Below are 14,408 nucleotides of genomic sequence, written 5' to 3' on the forward strand. Positions count from 1 at the left end.
GCGTAAAAAAGGCATTGTCCCGAGTTTTGCAACAGGCCTCTGCCGGGCTTGTCACAGCGCCCCTGCCAGTTCCGGAACGGCCATAAACAAGTCCGCTTCCAGGCCATAATCGGCGATTGAGAAAATAGGCGCTTCAGGGTCCTTGTTGATCGCCACGATGACCTTGGAGTCCTTCATGCCCGCCAGATGCTGGATCGCACCAGAGATACCGGCAGCGATGTATAGCTGAGGCGCGACGACTTTGCCGGTTTGACCGACCTGCAAATCATTAGAGGCGTAGCCTGCGTCCACGGCGGCACGGCTTGCACCAATGGCGGCGCCGAGTTTGTCAGCAAGTTGGGTCATGATTTCGGTGAATTTCTCAGCCGAACCGAGCGCGCGACCGCCGGAGACGATGATCTTGGCGGTGGTGAGTTCCGGGCGGTCGTTCTTGGTCACGTCGCGCCCCAGGAGGGCGCTTTTGCCCGAGTCCGCCACGGCCGCCACCGTTTCCACGGCGGCCGCGCCACCTGTGGCTGCGGCGGCATCGAAGCCGGTGCTGCGCACGGTGATGACCTTGGTGGTATCGCCCGATTGCACGGTGGCCATGGCGTTGCCGGCATAGATGGGGCGCTCGAAGGTGTCCGCCGAGATCACGGCCGTGATCTCGCTAATCTGGGCGACGTCCAGCTTGGCGGCGACCCGGGGGGCGGTGTTCTTGCCGGAAGCGGTGGCAGGAAACAGGATATGGCTGTAGTCGCCAGCAATCGCCAACACCTGGGCGGCAAGGTTTTCCGCCAGGCTGTTGTTGAGCGATGCGCCGTCAGCCAGGATCACTTTGGACACACCGGCAATCTGCGCCGCTGCCTGGGCTGCGGTTGCGGCGTTTTCACCGGCGACCAGCATGTGCACGTCGCCGCCGCAGACCAGAGCGGCTGTGACGGTGTTCAGGGTGGCGCCCTTGATGCAGGCGTTGTCGTGTTCAGCAATAACAAGTACGGACATGATGCTTATCTCCCGGACGCCTAGATGACCTTGGCTGCGTTTTTGAGTTTGTCGATCAGCGTCGCCACATCGGGGACCTTTATGCCCGCGCTGCGCTTGGCCGGTTCGGCCACCCTCAGGGTCTTGAGGCGGGGGGTCACATCTACGCCCAGATCTTCGGGCTTGACGGTATCCAGCGGTTTCTTCTTGGCCTTCATGATGTTGGGCAGGGTGACGTAGCGGGGCTCGTTCAGGCGTAAGTCGGTGGTGATGACGGCAGGTAGGGACAGGCTCAGGGTTTCCAGGCCGCCATCCACTTCGCGGGTGACGCTGACCCTGCCGTTCGCCACTTCGACCTTGGAGGCAAAGGTGGCTTGGGGCAGGTCCGCCAAGGCGGCCAGCATCTGGCCGGTTTGATTGCAATCGTCGTCAATCGCCTGCTTGCCCAGGATCACCATGCCGGGTTGCTCTTTGTCCACCAGGGCTTTGAGCAGCTTGGCTACGGCCAGGGGCTGGAGCGTTTCGTCGGTTTCCACGAGGATGGCGCGGTCGGCGCCGATGGCCATGGCGGTGCGCAGGGTTTCCTGGCTCTGGGGCACGCCGCAGGATATGGCGATCACTTCGCTGACGACGCCCTTTTCCTTCAAACGCACGGCCTCTTCGACGGCGATTTCGTCGAAGGGGTTGATGCTCATCTTGACGTTGCCGATGTCGACACCACTGCCATCGGACTTCGTATGGACTTTGACGTTGTAGTCCACGACACGCTTGACGGCTACGAGAACTTTCATGAGAGGCTTTCAGGTTTGTCCCGCCCTGTGGGCCGGACATGATGGAGGGCGTTGCAGGCAGGGCATGAGGCCAGCCGCCCGCACGAGAAAAACTTCCTTAGCGGCGCTCAGGCGGCAGCCATGCGGGCGGCGTGCTGACCGGCAATACGGCCAAAGACCGAACCCGAGGTCAGGCCCGCGCCACCGGGGTATTTGCTGAAGTACAGGCCACCGACCATTTCACCGGCAGCGTAGAGGCCGGGCATGGGGAAACCTTCTTCGTCCAGGACTTCCGCCTGCGGCGTGATCGCCACGCCGGCATAGGTGCAGGTGATGCCACAGCTCACCTCGTAAGCGACAAACGGCCCCTGTTCCAGCGGCAGTGCCCAGTTGCTCTTGTTGACGGCCAGCCCCCTGGTGCAGCGGCCGTCGAGCACGGCGGGATTGAAAGGCAGGCTGCGGTCCACGGCGTCGTTGAACGCCTTGAGCGTTTGCAGCAGGCGTGGCGCATCCACCCCGTCAAACTGCGCCACCAGCGCTTCCAGCGTGTCAGCTTGATAACGGGTGGCATGGCGCACGCGGTATTCGTCCGGCAGCAGCTTCGCGCCCACGGCATCAAAAATCTGCCAGCCTCGGGCATTGGGCTGTTGCAGCATGGCGGCCCCCATGCGCGAATAGGTGTAATTGCGGAAGTTCTCGCCTTCGTCTACAAACCGTTCTCCCAGCGTGTTGACCACCACGCCCAGATTGAAATAGTTTTTTTGTTGGTTGAGCAGGTTGGGCTGGCCGAACTCGGGCGCATTCGCGTCATAGAACACGCTGTGGCAGGCCGTCCAGTGACCGGCTGCGCGCGCGCCCATGTCCAGCGCCGCCTGAATGGCCAGGCCGGTGTTGTAGCGCGAGCCACGCACCTTCGCCAGGTCCCAGTTCTTACCCAGATAGCTGGCACGCCACTGGGCATTGGCGTGGTAGCCGCCGGCGGCCAGAATGACTGCGCCGGCACGCAGCCGCAGCGTCTGGCCCTTGTGGGAAGCCACCACACCGCAGACCCTGCCATTTTCCACGATCAGCTCGGTCATCTTGTGGTCGTAGGCAATGCGGATACCCAGCTTCTCGGCCTTGGTGAATAAAGCATCCACCAGACCGGCACCGCCGCCGGATACTTCCACCGTCAGGCCGCCCCAGAACTTGTTTTTACCATCGACCAGGAAGGACTGACGGCCATGAATGGGAATGAAGCGCACGCCATGGCTGCGCATCCATTGCAGGGTCTCGAAGCTGCGGTTGACCAGCACTTCGACCAGATCGCCATCGGCGCGCATGCCGCTCATTTCGATCAGTTCATCAAAATACTGCGAGGCTGGGTAGGCGCCGAAATCGGATTTCGCCAGTTCGTCTGCGGACAGGTCCGGCACCAGCTTCTGAATGTCTTCCACACCGTCATACGCCACGCGGAACGCGCCGCCCGTATAGGCTGAATTACCGCCGCGCGCGCTTTCCGGCGCCCGTTCGAGCACCAGCACGCTAGCGCCCTGCTCGGCTGCAGCGAGGGCGGAACACAGGGCGGCATTACCAGCGCCGACTACCAGAACATCCACCGATTTGGCTAGGTTGGAATCACTCACAAGACCTCCAGAAACAAGCACCTATCCGCAGGGCGGCGCAACCGGCCTGCAAAAAACGCTAAAGCCTCTATGGCTTCGAACTGGCGGCAGTCTAGGGAGGGGGCGCCGGCTTGCACAGACCGCGCCGGCGAAAGAAGAATTCGGTAAGTCCGAACAAGCGGCTTGTCACGGGGAGAGCTAGGTCTGCGCAAGCTGCCGGTCCAGCCGAAATGATTATTCGGCCTGGCGCGCTTGGTCAGGCCGGGCTGCGCGAGGACACTCCCGGTTATTCAAGCCACCTCTTGCACCATTTCAATGAACGTACTGATCATTCTTTCGGGCATTGCGGACGCCAAGCTGCCACTTCCTCGGCCGGTCAGCGCCGAAACCATGCAGGCATTGCGTGCGGGCCATGCCCTGCTGAGCCCCTTTGACGAGGCGGCTCTGGAGCTGGGCCTGAAACTGCGCGATGCAGACCCCTCAGTGCAGCTCACAGCCCTGGTGGCGGCCAACACCGCCCAGGACAAGTTGCTGCAACACGTCGCCAGCTTCCGTCTGGATGCCGTGCTGGCCTACTCCGTGCAGCAGATTCCGGCATGGAACAGCCGCGCCCTGGCGGCCGGTCTGAGCGGTTTTGTGCAAGCCCAGATAGGTGACACCCTGGATCTGGTGCTGATCGGCCGCGAATTCGGCGACGAGGACGACGGCGGTGTCCCTGCCGCCACGGCCTACGCGCTGGGCTGGCCCCTGGTGTCTCAGGCCATGCATGTACAGCAGGCCGGCCCGGGTTTGCTGCATATCTTGCGCCAGTTCGGCACGGTGCAGGAAGTGCTGACGCAGCCCACCCCTGTCGTGGCCGCCGTCACGAACCATGCACGCAACAAGCTGCGCCATCCTCTACTCAAGAACGTGATGACTGCCAAAAAAATGCAGTTCATGCTGCAGCCGCTGCCGCAGAACAGTGCCCCGGCATCCCTGACACTGGGCGCCATGGGCCTGGCTAGCGCCCCCGAGCGCGCCGAGCCCTGCCAGATGATCGCCGGTGATGTGAGCATCCAGGCGCGCGCCCTGGCGGCGCTGCTTTTGACTTCCGGAGAGACAGCATGACACCGCCCCGCCAAATCGTTCTGGTTTTACCCCCTGCCGACTGTTGTGACGCCCCCTATGCCCTGTTGCAGGCGGCATCGGCACTGGCGCAAGGCGGCACGCTGACTGTGCTGGCCCTGGCTGGCGCAGGCAGTCCCGGCATCGCGCCGCTCGCCCTGCCCGGGCCCGCCCACTGGTGGCAGTGCCAGCATCCGGCGCTACAGCGTCTGGATGCGGCCCATTTGCTGCCATGCATCCAGGAAGCCCTGGAACACCTTGGCGCAGCGGCCCGGTCGCTTATCCTGCTGCCCCCTGGCCCGCTCTCCGAAGAGTGCGCGGCCCTGCTGGCCGCAAGCCTGCAGGGCGACCATCTGGGGCGCTGCGTGCAGATAAAGATCGCGGCGGATGGCGTCAGCGCCGAGCGCCAGGCTTTCGGCGGGCGCGTGGCCCTGCGACTCGATAGCCGCAGCGATATCTGCACCGCCACCTGGCGTCCGGCACCCGCTGCCGGCGCGGAGGCGGGAATCGCCCCGCAGGTGCATGCAATGCCTCTTCAGGCCGAGTTGCCTGCGCCGGTGCAGGCCGCTGTGTTGGAGCCGGATGACCGGCTGCCGCCGCTGGAGAACGCAAGGCTGGTTGTTAGCGGTGGCCGCGGCATGCAGGGTGAGGCCGGATTTTCCCTGCTGGCCGATATCGCCCAGCAGCTCGGCGCCTCCTTGGGCGGCAGTCTGCCTACCGTGGATGCTGGCTGGGTGCCCGTGGCACGCCAGATCGGCCAGTCCGGCAAGTTCGTCAACCCCAAGATCTATTTCACGGTCGGTATCTCCGGCACCCCCCAGCATATGGCCGGTGTATCGCAAGACAGCCGCATCATTGCCGTGAACAAGGACCCTGAAGCTCCCATCTTTCAGCGCGCGCAATACGGTGTGGTGGCGGAATGGCAAAACCTGCTGCCCGCCCTGCTGGAGGCCTTGCGGACCGCCGCCTGATGCATGGACAAGCACAATGCCCCGCGGCGCTTTGGCGCTGCGGGGACCCGCTTGTGGCCAGGCGGCGCTCGCGTGAGAAATTATTTAGCGACCTCGATGCCTGACATCATGTCTTTCCAGCGCTGCACGTCGCTGCGGATATAGCTGGCGAACGTTGCCGGATCTTCCGCCAGCAGGTCAGCGCCCTGTTCTTCGAACTGCTTACGCATTTCGGGGCTGGCTGCGGCTTTCTGCACGGCGGCGTACAGCTTGTCGATGACGGGTTGAGGTGTTTTGGCCGGGGCCAGCAGGCCATTCATGGTGCCCATTTCCAGCCCCTGCATTCCGTACTCTTTGAAGGTAGGCAGTTGCGGCAGCGAAGGCAGACGGCGGTCATGCGCCACGGCCAGTGCGCCGATCTTGTCTGTCTTGAGCAAGGCCTGTGCCGACGAGAAGGTGGTGAAGGTGAGCTGCACGCGGCCTGCGGCCACATCGTTGAGGGCAGGGCCTGCGCCGTTGTAAGGCACGTGCGCCATCTCCAGCTTGCCCACGGATTTGAAGCGCTCTCCGGCCATGTGCGGCGCACCGCCCACGCCACTGGAGGAGAAGTTGTACTTGTCCGGCTGGCTGCGGATGTCACGGACCAGGTCGGGCACGGTGTTGGCCTGCACGGTGGACGATTTGATGAGCACCAGGGGCAGGAAGGCAACGCGCGAAATGGGTGCGAAGTCGCGCACCACGTCATAGTTCACCGGCATTTGCGCGGGATTCGCGGTGAGATTGGTGGACGTGTACAACAGCGTATAGCCGTCTGCCGGCGCATGCGCCACGGCATCGGCCCCGATGTTGCCGCTCGCGCCCGGACGATTCTCGACCAGCACGGTCTGCCCCAGCTCCTTGGTCAGCGCATTGGCCAGTGTGCGCGCCATGATGTCGGTACTACCTGCTGCAGCGAAAGGCACGATCAGTTTGATGGGCTTGCCGGGGTAATCGGTCTGTGCGATGGCGGCGCCGGTGCTCATCGCAATGACGCAGGCCAGGATGCCTAGCCGGACGGGGGGGTGTTTCATGCTCGGTCTCCTTGTGAGCTTTTTTCACTCGGGCTGGCGTCGCTGGCCCTGAGGCTGCGCCAGCGCCGGATTCATCAGCAGCGCGACATCCGGCAATGCGTCGGCGCTGAGCAGCGCCTGCCAAGCGGCAGGTGCGCAGTCTTCTAGGCCGGCCTGCGCCAGGCAGTGGATGAATTTGGTTTGAACGCCACGCTCGTCCAGATCGAAATCCATAGGCGCTGTGACCCGCAGCGCCTTCCCGGAGGTGGTGATGGCCTGCAGTTGCGCTGGCGGATGACCGGGGCCGTCCGGCAGGGTCTCGACAATGCTGATTCAGTCCGTCAATGCCAAAACCTCGGGGTCGGACAGGGCTTCCTGCCGCAGGCCCGGAAGATCCACCTGCCCATGCACCAGCGCGTATGCGGTCATATAGGGCACGCTGTACTTGGCGTCTTGCAGTGTTTCCGGTCTGCGGCGCTGAGCGAGCGGGTGACAGAGTTTGGCGGCCGAACCATTAACCGCCACTTCCAGATGTTCGATCCCTTCACCGCCTAGCTGTTGGCGCAGCGCCAGGCCCGCCGCCACATAGGGGTGCGAGAGCCGGCAACTGGGCCAGGGCTTGATGCAGGTCGCGGCAAATTCCCAGTGCTCGGTATCCAGCAGTTGGGCCTGTTGTGCTTCGCTGGGATCGCCTTGCAGATAGAGGCGAAACAGATTGGCTGCGCCGTCCAGCGCCGAAGCCGGGCCGGTCAGGCCTGCCTGACTGAGCTGCGCCGCTATCATGCCGCCCATGGCCGAGAAAGCCGGATAAATACTGCGGCCGGTACAGCCCACGCCAAATCCCGCTTCCTTGCCTCCGGCCGCCTGCATATAGGCAAACCCGAAGCCGGCCACCAGCTGGTCTTCGGACTGCTCCATCACGACGCCTGCAGTAAAGGCCGCCCCGAAGTAACCGAACAGTTGCGTGAGAAACCAGTCAGATCCCGGTCCCTTGCCCTGCGGACGCAGCATGGCCCCCAGCCGGCACATCAGTTCGTTGCCCAGCGTCACCGCGTCGAGCACGCGGGACATCGGAGCCTGCGTCAATTGCGCCGCAGCCAGCGCTGCGGGCAATGTCACCGCCGTCGGATGCAGTCGGGAGATATCGTGAATATCATCGAAGTCCAGGGCGTGGATCAGTGCTGCGTTGGCAAAGGCTGCCAGGCTGGGAGGCAGCCGGCGATCGCTGCCGAACACTTGGCAGGCTCCCCCCTCTACGCCCAGACACATGGCATCCATGAGTTGCTGCGACAACGGCGGGCTGGCGGTGGCTGCCCAGCCAATGGCCACGGCATCGGCCACATGCAGCCGCAGCTTAGCGCGCAATGAAGCGGAAATGTCACTACGTTCTCGGCGCCGCAGCAGCAGCCGTATCAGTTGCCGGCTCAGGCCTGCAGCAGAAGAGGTATCGTTCATCGCAGCATTCACCAGAACAGCGGGCTGCCGTCAGGCAGCCCGTGCTTGAAAAGGACCGGCGTCAGTCGAGCTTGATGCCCGCTGTCTTGATGACGCTGCTCCAACGGGCGGACTCCTCGCTGATGCGGCGCTGTACGGCATCGGGCTCCATCGCCAGCGGCTCCACACCCAGACCGATCAGTGTGTCTTGCAGCTCCTTGTTGGCCAGCGCGGCTTTGACCGACTGGTTGACCTTCTCCACGATGACCGGATTCACACCAGCAGGCCCCATGACGGCCAACCAGGTCCCTCCCTCCACGGGGAAGCCTTGCTCAGCCAGCGTGGGCAGATTTGGCGCGGCCGGCATACGCTTGGCCGAGGCCAGCGCCAGCATCTTCAGGCGGCCTCCGCGTTCTTGAGGCATGGCCACTGACAGCGGCACCATCAACACATCCACCTGGCCCGAGGCAATGGCCGTAATAGCGGGTGCCGCCCCTTGAAACGGGATGTGGAGGAAATCCACCTTGGCGGCCTGCTTGAACATCTCAAAGGCGATCTGCGAAGAGCTGCCAACGCCCCAGGAGGCATAGGTCATCTTGCCTGGCGCTTTTTTGGCCAGTTCGACCAGCGAAGCCACATCTTTTACGGGTAGATCGGGGCGCACCACCATGGCGTAGGGGAACTCGCCCACCCATGCGATGGGCGTGAAGTCTTTTTGCGCGTTGTAGTTCACGCGCTTGTAGACATGTGGATTGATCGCATGGGTTTCCACCGAAGCAATGCCCAGCGTGTAGCCATTGGGCTGGGCGCGCGAAACCTGTTCTGTGCCCAGCAGGCCATTGGCGCCCGGGCGGTTGTCAACCACCATCTGCTGCTTGAGCTGATTGCCCATGACAGCGGCCACATGGCGAGATACCGCATCGGTGCCGCCACCGACGGGCCAGGGCACGATGAGTTTGATGGCTTGACTAGGGTAGTTAGCCGGCGCTTCCGGGGTCTGGGCATGGACTGAGCCGCTGACGGCCACCAGGGCGGAAAAAACCAGTGTGCAAATTTTTTTCATGGCGCATGACTCCTCGGGGGCGCTCTGTTGTCTCCTGCCGCAGGAGCGATGAGATCGCCCCCCACAGACACGTGCAATCAATGCACGCGTGGTTCGGAATGATGCGGAGTAAGGCGGCGCGCCAACAGTCGCACGCTGCGAATTCGCTTTTCGTTTAAACCGAAAACTCAGGGTGGCATTCCCGTGCATCGATCCAATTAAAAACAGTGTTCGCTTGTAAACCCTTTTCACCATGCGGCCGCTTCGGAATGATTGCGCAAAGCCGGAAAAGCACGGCGCAGATTTCAGGAGCAAAGCATGCAAAACAATTTCGATGTGGTGGTGGCCGGGTGTGGCGTGGCCGGACTGTCGGCAGCAGTCTCGGCCGCCGAGAGCGGCGCAAAAGTGGTGGTGCTGGAGCGCGCGCCGGAGTCGGATCGTGGCGGTCAGAGCCGCTACACCGAGGCTTATCTGCGCATGAAGAGCCTGACAGAGGTCAGCGATGACTTTGAAACCCATTTGGCGGAAAACGGCTCCGGCAGCATCGACCCCGAGCTGGTCGAGCAGGCCGCCACCGACTCCCAGGGGACGACGCTGACGCGCAGCTTGAGCCTTGCAGACCCCAACCTGATCGAACGTTTTGCTAATGCCGCACCGGGCACCATCGCCTGGCTGCAAGGTCTGGGCGCGCGCTTTGACTTCCTGCCCACGCAGTTTTTGACCGCATCCCAGCCGCGTCTGCTGCCCGTCGGTGGCGGCCAGGCGCTGGTCGATGTGCTGGCAGCCCGCGCCGAAGCCTTGGGTGTGACTTTTATGTATGAAACCACGGCACAGTTGCTGCTACAGAATGACGAAGGCGAAGTCATCGGCCTGCGCGCCAATGTGCGTGGCAAGCAGATCAAACTGCATGGCAAGGTCGTGCTGGCCTGCGGCGGCTTCGAAGGCAACACCGAGATGATGACGCGCTACGTGGGCCCTCGTTCGGTTTACCTACGCCCCGTGTGCAAAGGCGCCTATTACAACCGTGGCGAAGGCATCCGCATGGGCATCGATATCGGCGCGGCAGCCTGCGGTGACTTTGGCAGCTACCACGCAGAGCCTGTGGACCCACGCTCGGGCATCGCCGAGCCGTCGATCTTCATCTTCCCCTACGGCATTCTGGTCAACCAGGACGGCGAACGTTTCACCGATGAAGCGCCCACCACCGTGGACGCCTGCTATGAGCCGGTGACACGCCGCATCTTTGAACAGCGCGACGGCACGGCATGGACGATTCTGGATGCCCGCCATACCCGCATCCCCAACTATCGCCTGGGCATCCGCACCGACCGGCCGCCCGTCTCGGCCAGCACCATCGGCGAACTGGCGCTCAAGATCGGCGTGCCGGCAGACCGACTGGAAAAGACCGTACAGGCCTATAACGCAGCCTGCAGCGGTGCGGACTGGACGCCGCTCAAGGTGGATGGTGTGGCGACCCAGGGTCTCTACCCGCCCAAGTCCAACTGGGCCTGCCCCCTGACGGAAGCTCCCTTTCACGCCTACCCCATCATTTCGGCCAATGTGTTCACCTTTGGCGGCCTGAAGATCAACACCGACGCCAACGTGCTCAATAGCGACGGTGACGCCATCCCCGGCCTGTTTGCAGCAGGCGAAACCGTGGGCATCTACTACGGCAACTACACCGGTGCGACCTCTGTGCTGAAGGGCTTGGTGTTTGGCCGCATTGCCGGCGCCAAGGCTGCCCGTGAGACTGCCGCGGCTTGAATGGCTGTGGAAGGCATGGCTTCGCCTGCGGTTCGGGCAAGGTCATGTTTCTGACGCCACACCTTCAGATCAAGGAGATGACATGACGACAGATTTCAAAGGCCGTATCGCCTTTGTCACAGGCGCGGCCGGGGCCATTGGCAGCGCGCTGGTCACCGAGTTGCGCCGCCTGGGCGCCCACGTCGTGGCCGCCGACGGCGCCAGCGGACGGCCCTGGACACAAGCCGATTTGCGCACCGAACACCTGGTTCGCCTCAATGTGACCGACAGATCCTCGATTCGCGGCCTGGTCTCGCGCACCGAGGCACAGCTCGGTCCTATCGATTTGCTGATCAACGTCGCAGGCGTGGTGTCTTTCGGCTCGGCCGAAGCACTCTCGGAACTCGAGTGGGACCGGGTTATCGACATCAACCTCAAAGGCAGCTTCATGACCTGTCAGGCCGTCATTCCCGGCATGAAGCGCGCGGGTTTCGGCCGCATCATCAATCTAGGCTCGGTCGTCGGCAAGAATGCCGGCAATCCCCGTCCCTGGATGGATCCCACCGAACAGCAGCGTGCCGGCAATGTCGCCTACGGCGTGTCCAAGGCCGGCATCCATGCCATGACAGGGTTTCTAGCCAAGGAGCTCGCGGCCTATGGCATTACGGTTAATGCCGTCGCTCCTGGCCCGATCGCCACAGCAATGACCACTAGCTTTCCGGCCACGCTCCAGGCCATGCTGCCTGTGGGCCGCATGGGCAGTGCCGGCGACGTCGTCACCGCCATTTTGTTTCTGGCGAGTCAGGAAAACAGCTTCATCACTGGCGAAGTGCTCGATGTCAACGGCGGCATGTGGTGCGACTGATCTCCTGCTTTCGACCGCTTTGCTTCTTCGCCTAACGGCTTTATGCCAACACAAGGAATTTTCAATATGAAGGCAATCTATCTCGTTCTCGACATGCAAAACGACCTGGTCCACGTGGACGGCCCTAACGGCAAGTCCCCCATGGGCGAACAGGTTCGCGCACGCCAGATCATCGCCAACACCGCTACCGCGCTGGCCAAGGCCCGTGCCGCTGGCGTGGCCGTGGGGTGGGTGCGCGTGGGCTTCTCTCCTGAATACCAGGAATGCCCCAAGGACTCCCCGGTTTTTGGCGGCGCGCCCAAGGCGGGCATGTTCAAGCTGGGCGGCTTTGGCACCGAAATCCATCCCGACCTGGAACAGCGTCCTGGTGACGTGCAGGTCGTGAAGCATCGCGTCAGCCCTTTTTATTCCACTACGCTGGAAGCTCAGCTTCGCGCGGGTGGCTACACCCGCATTTACTGCTCTGGCGTGTCGACACAAGCCGTTGTGCAAGCCACGGTGCGCGATGCCCACGACCGCGACTACGAAGTGATCGTGATCGAAGATGCCTGCTGTGCGTATAGCGAGGAAGAGCATCGCAACTCCATCGGCAGCATCACCCGCTTTTGCAAGCAGGTGACCACTGCCGCCAACCTGGACTTCACCGCCTGACGGGCCGACGGCCGGGAGCAAAAGAATGGGAATTCGTATCTGGCACCAAAGCTTTACGGTATTGCAGGACCTAGGCGCCTATGACGCCGCCCTCAAGGCGCATTTCAAGCGCGTGGCGCGTCCTGACACCGAGATTGTCATGCACGGGATGCAGCCCGGCACCTACCGCAGCAACTACCCCGGCGAAGACATCCGCCACGCGGGCTTTCAATACCTGCACTCGCTGCAGTTTCTGGCGGCTGGGGTACAGGCCGAGGAGGAGGGTTTCGATGCCTACGCCATCAGCACGCTGCCTGATCCGGGCTTGCGCGAAATCCGCTCCCTGCTGACGATCCCGACAGTAGGTTACGGCGAGTCCGCCATGCTGACATCCTGCCTGCTGGGAGCCAAATTCTCCGTCCTGCTGTTCATCAACGAGATGAGCGATCTGCTGGTGGACAATGCCCGCAAATACGGTTTGAGCGAGCGCCTGGTGGGCGTCTCGGATGTGGGTTTTCGCTTCACCGAGGTGCTGGCCGGCTTTGCTGACCCGGCGCCGCTGATTGAGCGTTTCCGCGCAGCCGCGCGCGCGCAAATTGCAGCGGGCGCCCAAGTCATCATTCCGGGTGAGGCACCGCTGTGCGTGCTACTGGCGTCACAGGGCGTCTCCAACGTGGACGGCGTGCCGGTGCTGGACTCACTGTCTTGCTGGATCAAGCAGGCGGAATTGCTGGTTGATCTGAAGCGCCATAGCGGCATCGAACGCTGCCAGCGCGGCTATTACAACGCGCCGCCCGAGCGCGAGCGCCTGCGCGAAATGTTGGATTTCTATCAACTCAAACGATTTACTGCCCAATGAGTGCTTCCATCCCATCCTTGAGCACCCAACTGCTGGTCATCGGCGGCGGTCTGGCAGGCTTTGCCGCGGCCTTGGAAGCGGCACAGGCCGGCACAGAGGTCATCCTGCTGGAAAAAATGCCGGAAACCGGCGGTTCTTCGGCGATGAGCGGGGGCTGCCTCGCCTTCGCCGGCACTGACCTGCAGGCCGCTGAAGGCATCGAAGACAGCGCAGAACTGCTCAAGCGCGATCTGATCGAGGTCGGTCAGCACGAAAACGATCCGGAACTGGTGCAGACCTATGTAGACCTCCAGCTACAGACCTACGAATGGCTTAAGCAGCAGGGCGTCGCATTCAGCCCTGTCATCGAAGCCTCCTCTGGCCAGTCGGTGCCGCGCGTACACACGGTAGATCCTGCCGACACCGTGCGCCTCTTGCAGGCTCGATGCCTGGAAACAGGCAGAGTGCAGGTCTTCACCCGTACCCGTGCACTGCGCTTAGTGCGCAGCAGCGAAACCGCTCCCGTGCAAGCGGTCCTGGCCAGCGGTCCCGATGGTGAGTTCACTATCCGGGCCAGCCTGGGCGTGCTTCTGGCCAGCGGCGGTTTTGGCAAGAACGCCGAACTCGTGCATCGGTTCGTTCCCCACTATGACAACGCGGTGTTCGTCTGCGGCGAAGGCAATGTCGGGGATGGGCTGGCTATGGCGCGTAAACTCGGCGCCGATGTGCGCGACATGATTTACATCAAAGGAACCTACGGCAAACACCCGGTGGATACGACCAATCACCATAGCTGCCTGGCCGTGTACAAGGGTGCGATTGCGGTGAACGAAGAGGGCAAGCGCTTCGTCGACGAGTCCATCTCGTACAAGCTGTTGGGCGATGCGGTGATGGCCCAGCCCTATCACACGTCTTTCCAGATCTTCGATCAGCCCATTTTTGAATCGGGCGACGACCGTGTGCGTATTCTTGACTTCCAGCGCCGCATGGAAGAAGGCCTGATCATCCAGGCCGACACCTTGCAGGGGCTGGCTCAGCAGATCGAAGTGCCCTATGAAACGCTCAAAGCGACCGTGGACAACTACAACCGCTATTGCGACGAAAAACATGATCCCGAGTTCGGCCGCAAAAAGCTGGTTCACAACCATGGTGAGCTGCGCCGCATCGAAACCGGCCCCTTCTATGCCTATCCTTCTACGGCCTCCGTGTTCGGTACCTACTGCGGTCTGCGCGTGAATGCTGCGATGCAGGTGGTGGACGTGTTCGGTGACCGGATTCCCGGTCTGTATGCCGCCGGTGAAATCATGGGCGGCTTCCATGGCGGCGCCTATATGACGGGCTCAGCCTTGGGCAAGGCCTGCGTATTCGGCCGCGTAGCCGCGCAGACTGCCCTAAGGTCGGGTCAGCAAATCTGAG

At 62.6% G+C, this 14,408-nt stretch carries 14 protein-coding genes; 7 read left to right on the top strand and 7 right to left on the bottom strand.

Annotation, left to right across the window (positions count from 1 at the left end; genetic code table 11):
• Positions 1-51 precede the first annotated feature (51 nt).
• The 3 genes from U0029_RS00740 to tcuA form a co-directional block, all read right to left on the bottom strand.
• On the bottom strand, positions 52-984 hold the full coding sequence (locus tag U0029_RS00740; RefSeq protein ID WP_114852085.1) for an electron transfer flavoprotein subunit alpha/FixB family protein: 933 nt from the start codon (positions 982-984) through the stop codon (positions 52-54).
• 20 nt (positions 985-1,004) lie between these two features.
• Positions 1,005-1,754, bottom strand: a complete 750-nt coding sequence (locus tag U0029_RS00745) for an electron transfer flavoprotein subunit beta/FixA family protein (protein ID WP_012418902.1) — start codon at positions 1,752-1,754, stop codon at positions 1,005-1,007.
• 107 nt (positions 1,755-1,861) lie between these two features.
• Entirely contained in the window at positions 1,862-3,358 is a 1,497-nt protein-coding gene (gene tcuA, locus U0029_RS00750) for an FAD-dependent tricarballylate dehydrogenase TcuA (RefSeq protein WP_197535394.1), read from the bottom strand.
• A 294-nt stretch (positions 3,359-3,652) separates the two neighbouring features.
• Here tcuA and U0029_RS00755 point away from each other — a divergent pair, with 294 nt between their 5' ends.
• Together U0029_RS00755 and U0029_RS00760 are read left to right on the top strand one after the other, a co-directional pair.
• Positions 3,653-4,444: a hypothetical protein gene (locus U0029_RS00755; protein WP_114852084.1), complete on the top strand. Its 792-nt coding sequence runs from the start codon at positions 3,653-3,655 to the stop codon at positions 4,442-4,444.
• Positions 4,441-5,412, top strand: coding sequence for an electron transfer flavoprotein subunit alpha/FixB family protein (locus U0029_RS00760; protein WP_012418899.1), 972 nt, complete (start codon positions 4,441-4,443; stop codon positions 5,410-5,412). Before U0029_RS00755 ends, U0029_RS00760 begins: the two co-directional genes overlap by 4 nt.
• Before the next feature lie 80 nt (positions 5,413-5,492).
• Here U0029_RS00760 and U0029_RS00765 read toward each other — a convergent pair whose 3' ends face one another.
• The 4 genes from U0029_RS00765 to U0029_RS00780 form a co-directional block, all read right to left on the bottom strand.
• Positions 5,493-6,461 (bottom strand): tripartite tricarboxylate transporter substrate binding protein, encoded by a 969-nt coding sequence (locus U0029_RS00765; protein ID WP_114852083.1) that lies wholly within the window; start codon positions 6,459-6,461, stop codon positions 5,493-5,495.
• 24 nt (positions 6,462-6,485) lie between these two features.
• Positions 6,486-6,674, bottom strand: coding sequence for a hypothetical protein (locus tag U0029_RS00770; protein ID WP_114852082.1), 189 nt, complete (start codon positions 6,672-6,674; stop codon positions 6,486-6,488).
• 99 nt (positions 6,675-6,773) lie between these two features.
• Positions 6,774-7,895, bottom strand: a complete 1,122-nt coding sequence (locus U0029_RS00775; RefSeq protein WP_114852081.1) for an MmgE/PrpD family protein — start codon at positions 7,893-7,895, stop codon at positions 6,774-6,776.
• A 61-nt stretch (positions 7,896-7,956) separates the two neighbouring features.
• Positions 7,957-8,937, bottom strand: a complete 981-nt coding sequence (locus U0029_RS00780; RefSeq protein ID WP_012418896.1) for a Bug family tripartite tricarboxylate transporter substrate binding protein — start codon at positions 8,935-8,937, stop codon at positions 7,957-7,959.
• 297 nt (positions 8,938-9,234) lie between these two features.
• Between U0029_RS00780 and U0029_RS00785 the strand changes: the two genes are divergently transcribed.
• From U0029_RS00785 to U0029_RS00805, 5 genes are all read left to right on the top strand, one after another.
• On the top strand, positions 9,235-10,680 hold the full coding sequence (locus tag U0029_RS00785) for an FAD-dependent oxidoreductase (protein ID WP_114852080.1): 1,446 nt from the start codon (positions 9,235-9,237) through the stop codon (positions 10,678-10,680).
• An 82-nt stretch (positions 10,681-10,762) separates the two neighbouring features.
• A complete protein-coding gene (locus tag U0029_RS00790; RefSeq protein WP_012418894.1) occupies positions 10,763-11,524 on the top strand; it encodes an SDR family NAD(P)-dependent oxidoreductase in 762 nt (253 codons plus the stop codon).
• A gap of 66 nt (positions 11,525-11,590) precedes the next feature.
• Positions 11,591-12,175, top strand: coding sequence for a cysteine hydrolase (locus tag U0029_RS00795; protein WP_236824182.1), 585 nt, complete (start codon positions 11,591-11,593; stop codon positions 12,173-12,175).
• A 25-nt stretch (positions 12,176-12,200) separates the two neighbouring features.
• Positions 12,201-13,013, top strand: coding sequence for an aspartate/glutamate racemase family protein (locus U0029_RS00800; RefSeq protein WP_012418892.1), 813 nt, complete (start codon positions 12,201-12,203; stop codon positions 13,011-13,013).
• Positions 13,010-14,407 carry an FAD-dependent oxidoreductase gene (locus U0029_RS00805; protein WP_114852078.1) on the top strand — a complete coding sequence of 466 codons (1,398 nt, stop codon included), beginning with the start codon at positions 13,010-13,012 and terminating at the stop codon, positions 14,405-14,407. Before U0029_RS00800 ends, U0029_RS00805 begins: the two co-directional genes overlap by 4 nt.
• Position 14,408 lies beyond the last annotated feature (1 nt).

The sequence above is a fragment of the Bordetella avium genome (assembly GCF_034424645.1).
Classification (GTDB): Bacteria; Pseudomonadota; Gammaproteobacteria; order Burkholderiales; family Burkholderiaceae_B; genus Bordetella; species Bordetella avium.

What these genes read in the sequence shown, in the direction of transcription:
- U0029_RS00780 (WP_012418896.1), bottom strand. Translation starts at nt 8,937, where the DNA reads ATGAAAAAAATTTGCACACTGGTTTTTTCCGCCCTGGTGGCCGTCAGC.
- U0029_RS00785 (WP_114852080.1), top strand. Translation starts at nt 9,235, where the DNA reads ATGCAAAACAATTTCGATGTGGTGGTGGCCGGGTGTGGCGTGGCCGGA.
- U0029_RS00790 (WP_012418894.1), top strand. Translation starts at nt 10,763, where the DNA reads ATGACGACAGATTTCAAAGGCCGTATCGCCTTTGTCACAGGCGCGGCC.
- U0029_RS00745 (WP_012418902.1), bottom strand. Translation starts at nt 1,754, where the DNA reads ATGAAAGTTCTCGTAGCCGTCAAGCGTGTCGTGGACTACAACGTCAAA.
- U0029_RS00740 (WP_114852085.1), bottom strand. Translation starts at nt 984, where the DNA reads ATGTCCGTACTTGTTATTGCTGAACACGACAACGCCTGCATCAAGGGC.
- U0029_RS00805 (WP_114852078.1), top strand. Translation starts at nt 13,010, where the DNA reads ATGAGTGCTTCCATCCCATCCTTGAGCACCCAACTGCTGGTCATCGGC.
- U0029_RS00775 (WP_114852081.1), bottom strand. Translation starts at nt 7,895, where the DNA reads ATGAACGATACCTCTTCTGCTGCAGGCCTGAGCCGGCAACTGATACGG.
- U0029_RS00795 (WP_236824182.1), top strand. Translation starts at nt 11,591, where the DNA reads ATGAAGGCAATCTATCTCGTTCTCGACATGCAAAACGACCTGGTCCAC.
- U0029_RS00765 (WP_114852083.1), bottom strand. Translation starts at nt 6,461, where the DNA reads ATGAAACACCCCCCCGTCCGGCTAGGCATCCTGGCCTGCGTCATTGCG.
- U0029_RS00760 (WP_012418899.1), top strand. Translation starts at nt 4,441, where the DNA reads ATGACACCGCCCCGCCAAATCGTTCTGGTTTTACCCCCTGCCGACTGT.
- U0029_RS00770 (WP_114852082.1), bottom strand. Translation starts at nt 6,674, where the DNA reads ATGGATTTCGATCTGGACGAGCGTGGCGTTCAAACCAAATTCATCCAC.
- U0029_RS00755 (WP_114852084.1), top strand. Translation starts at nt 3,653, where the DNA reads ATGAACGTACTGATCATTCTTTCGGGCATTGCGGACGCCAAGCTGCCA.
- U0029_RS00800 (WP_012418892.1), top strand. Translation starts at nt 12,201, where the DNA reads ATGGGAATTCGTATCTGGCACCAAAGCTTTACGGTATTGCAGGACCTA.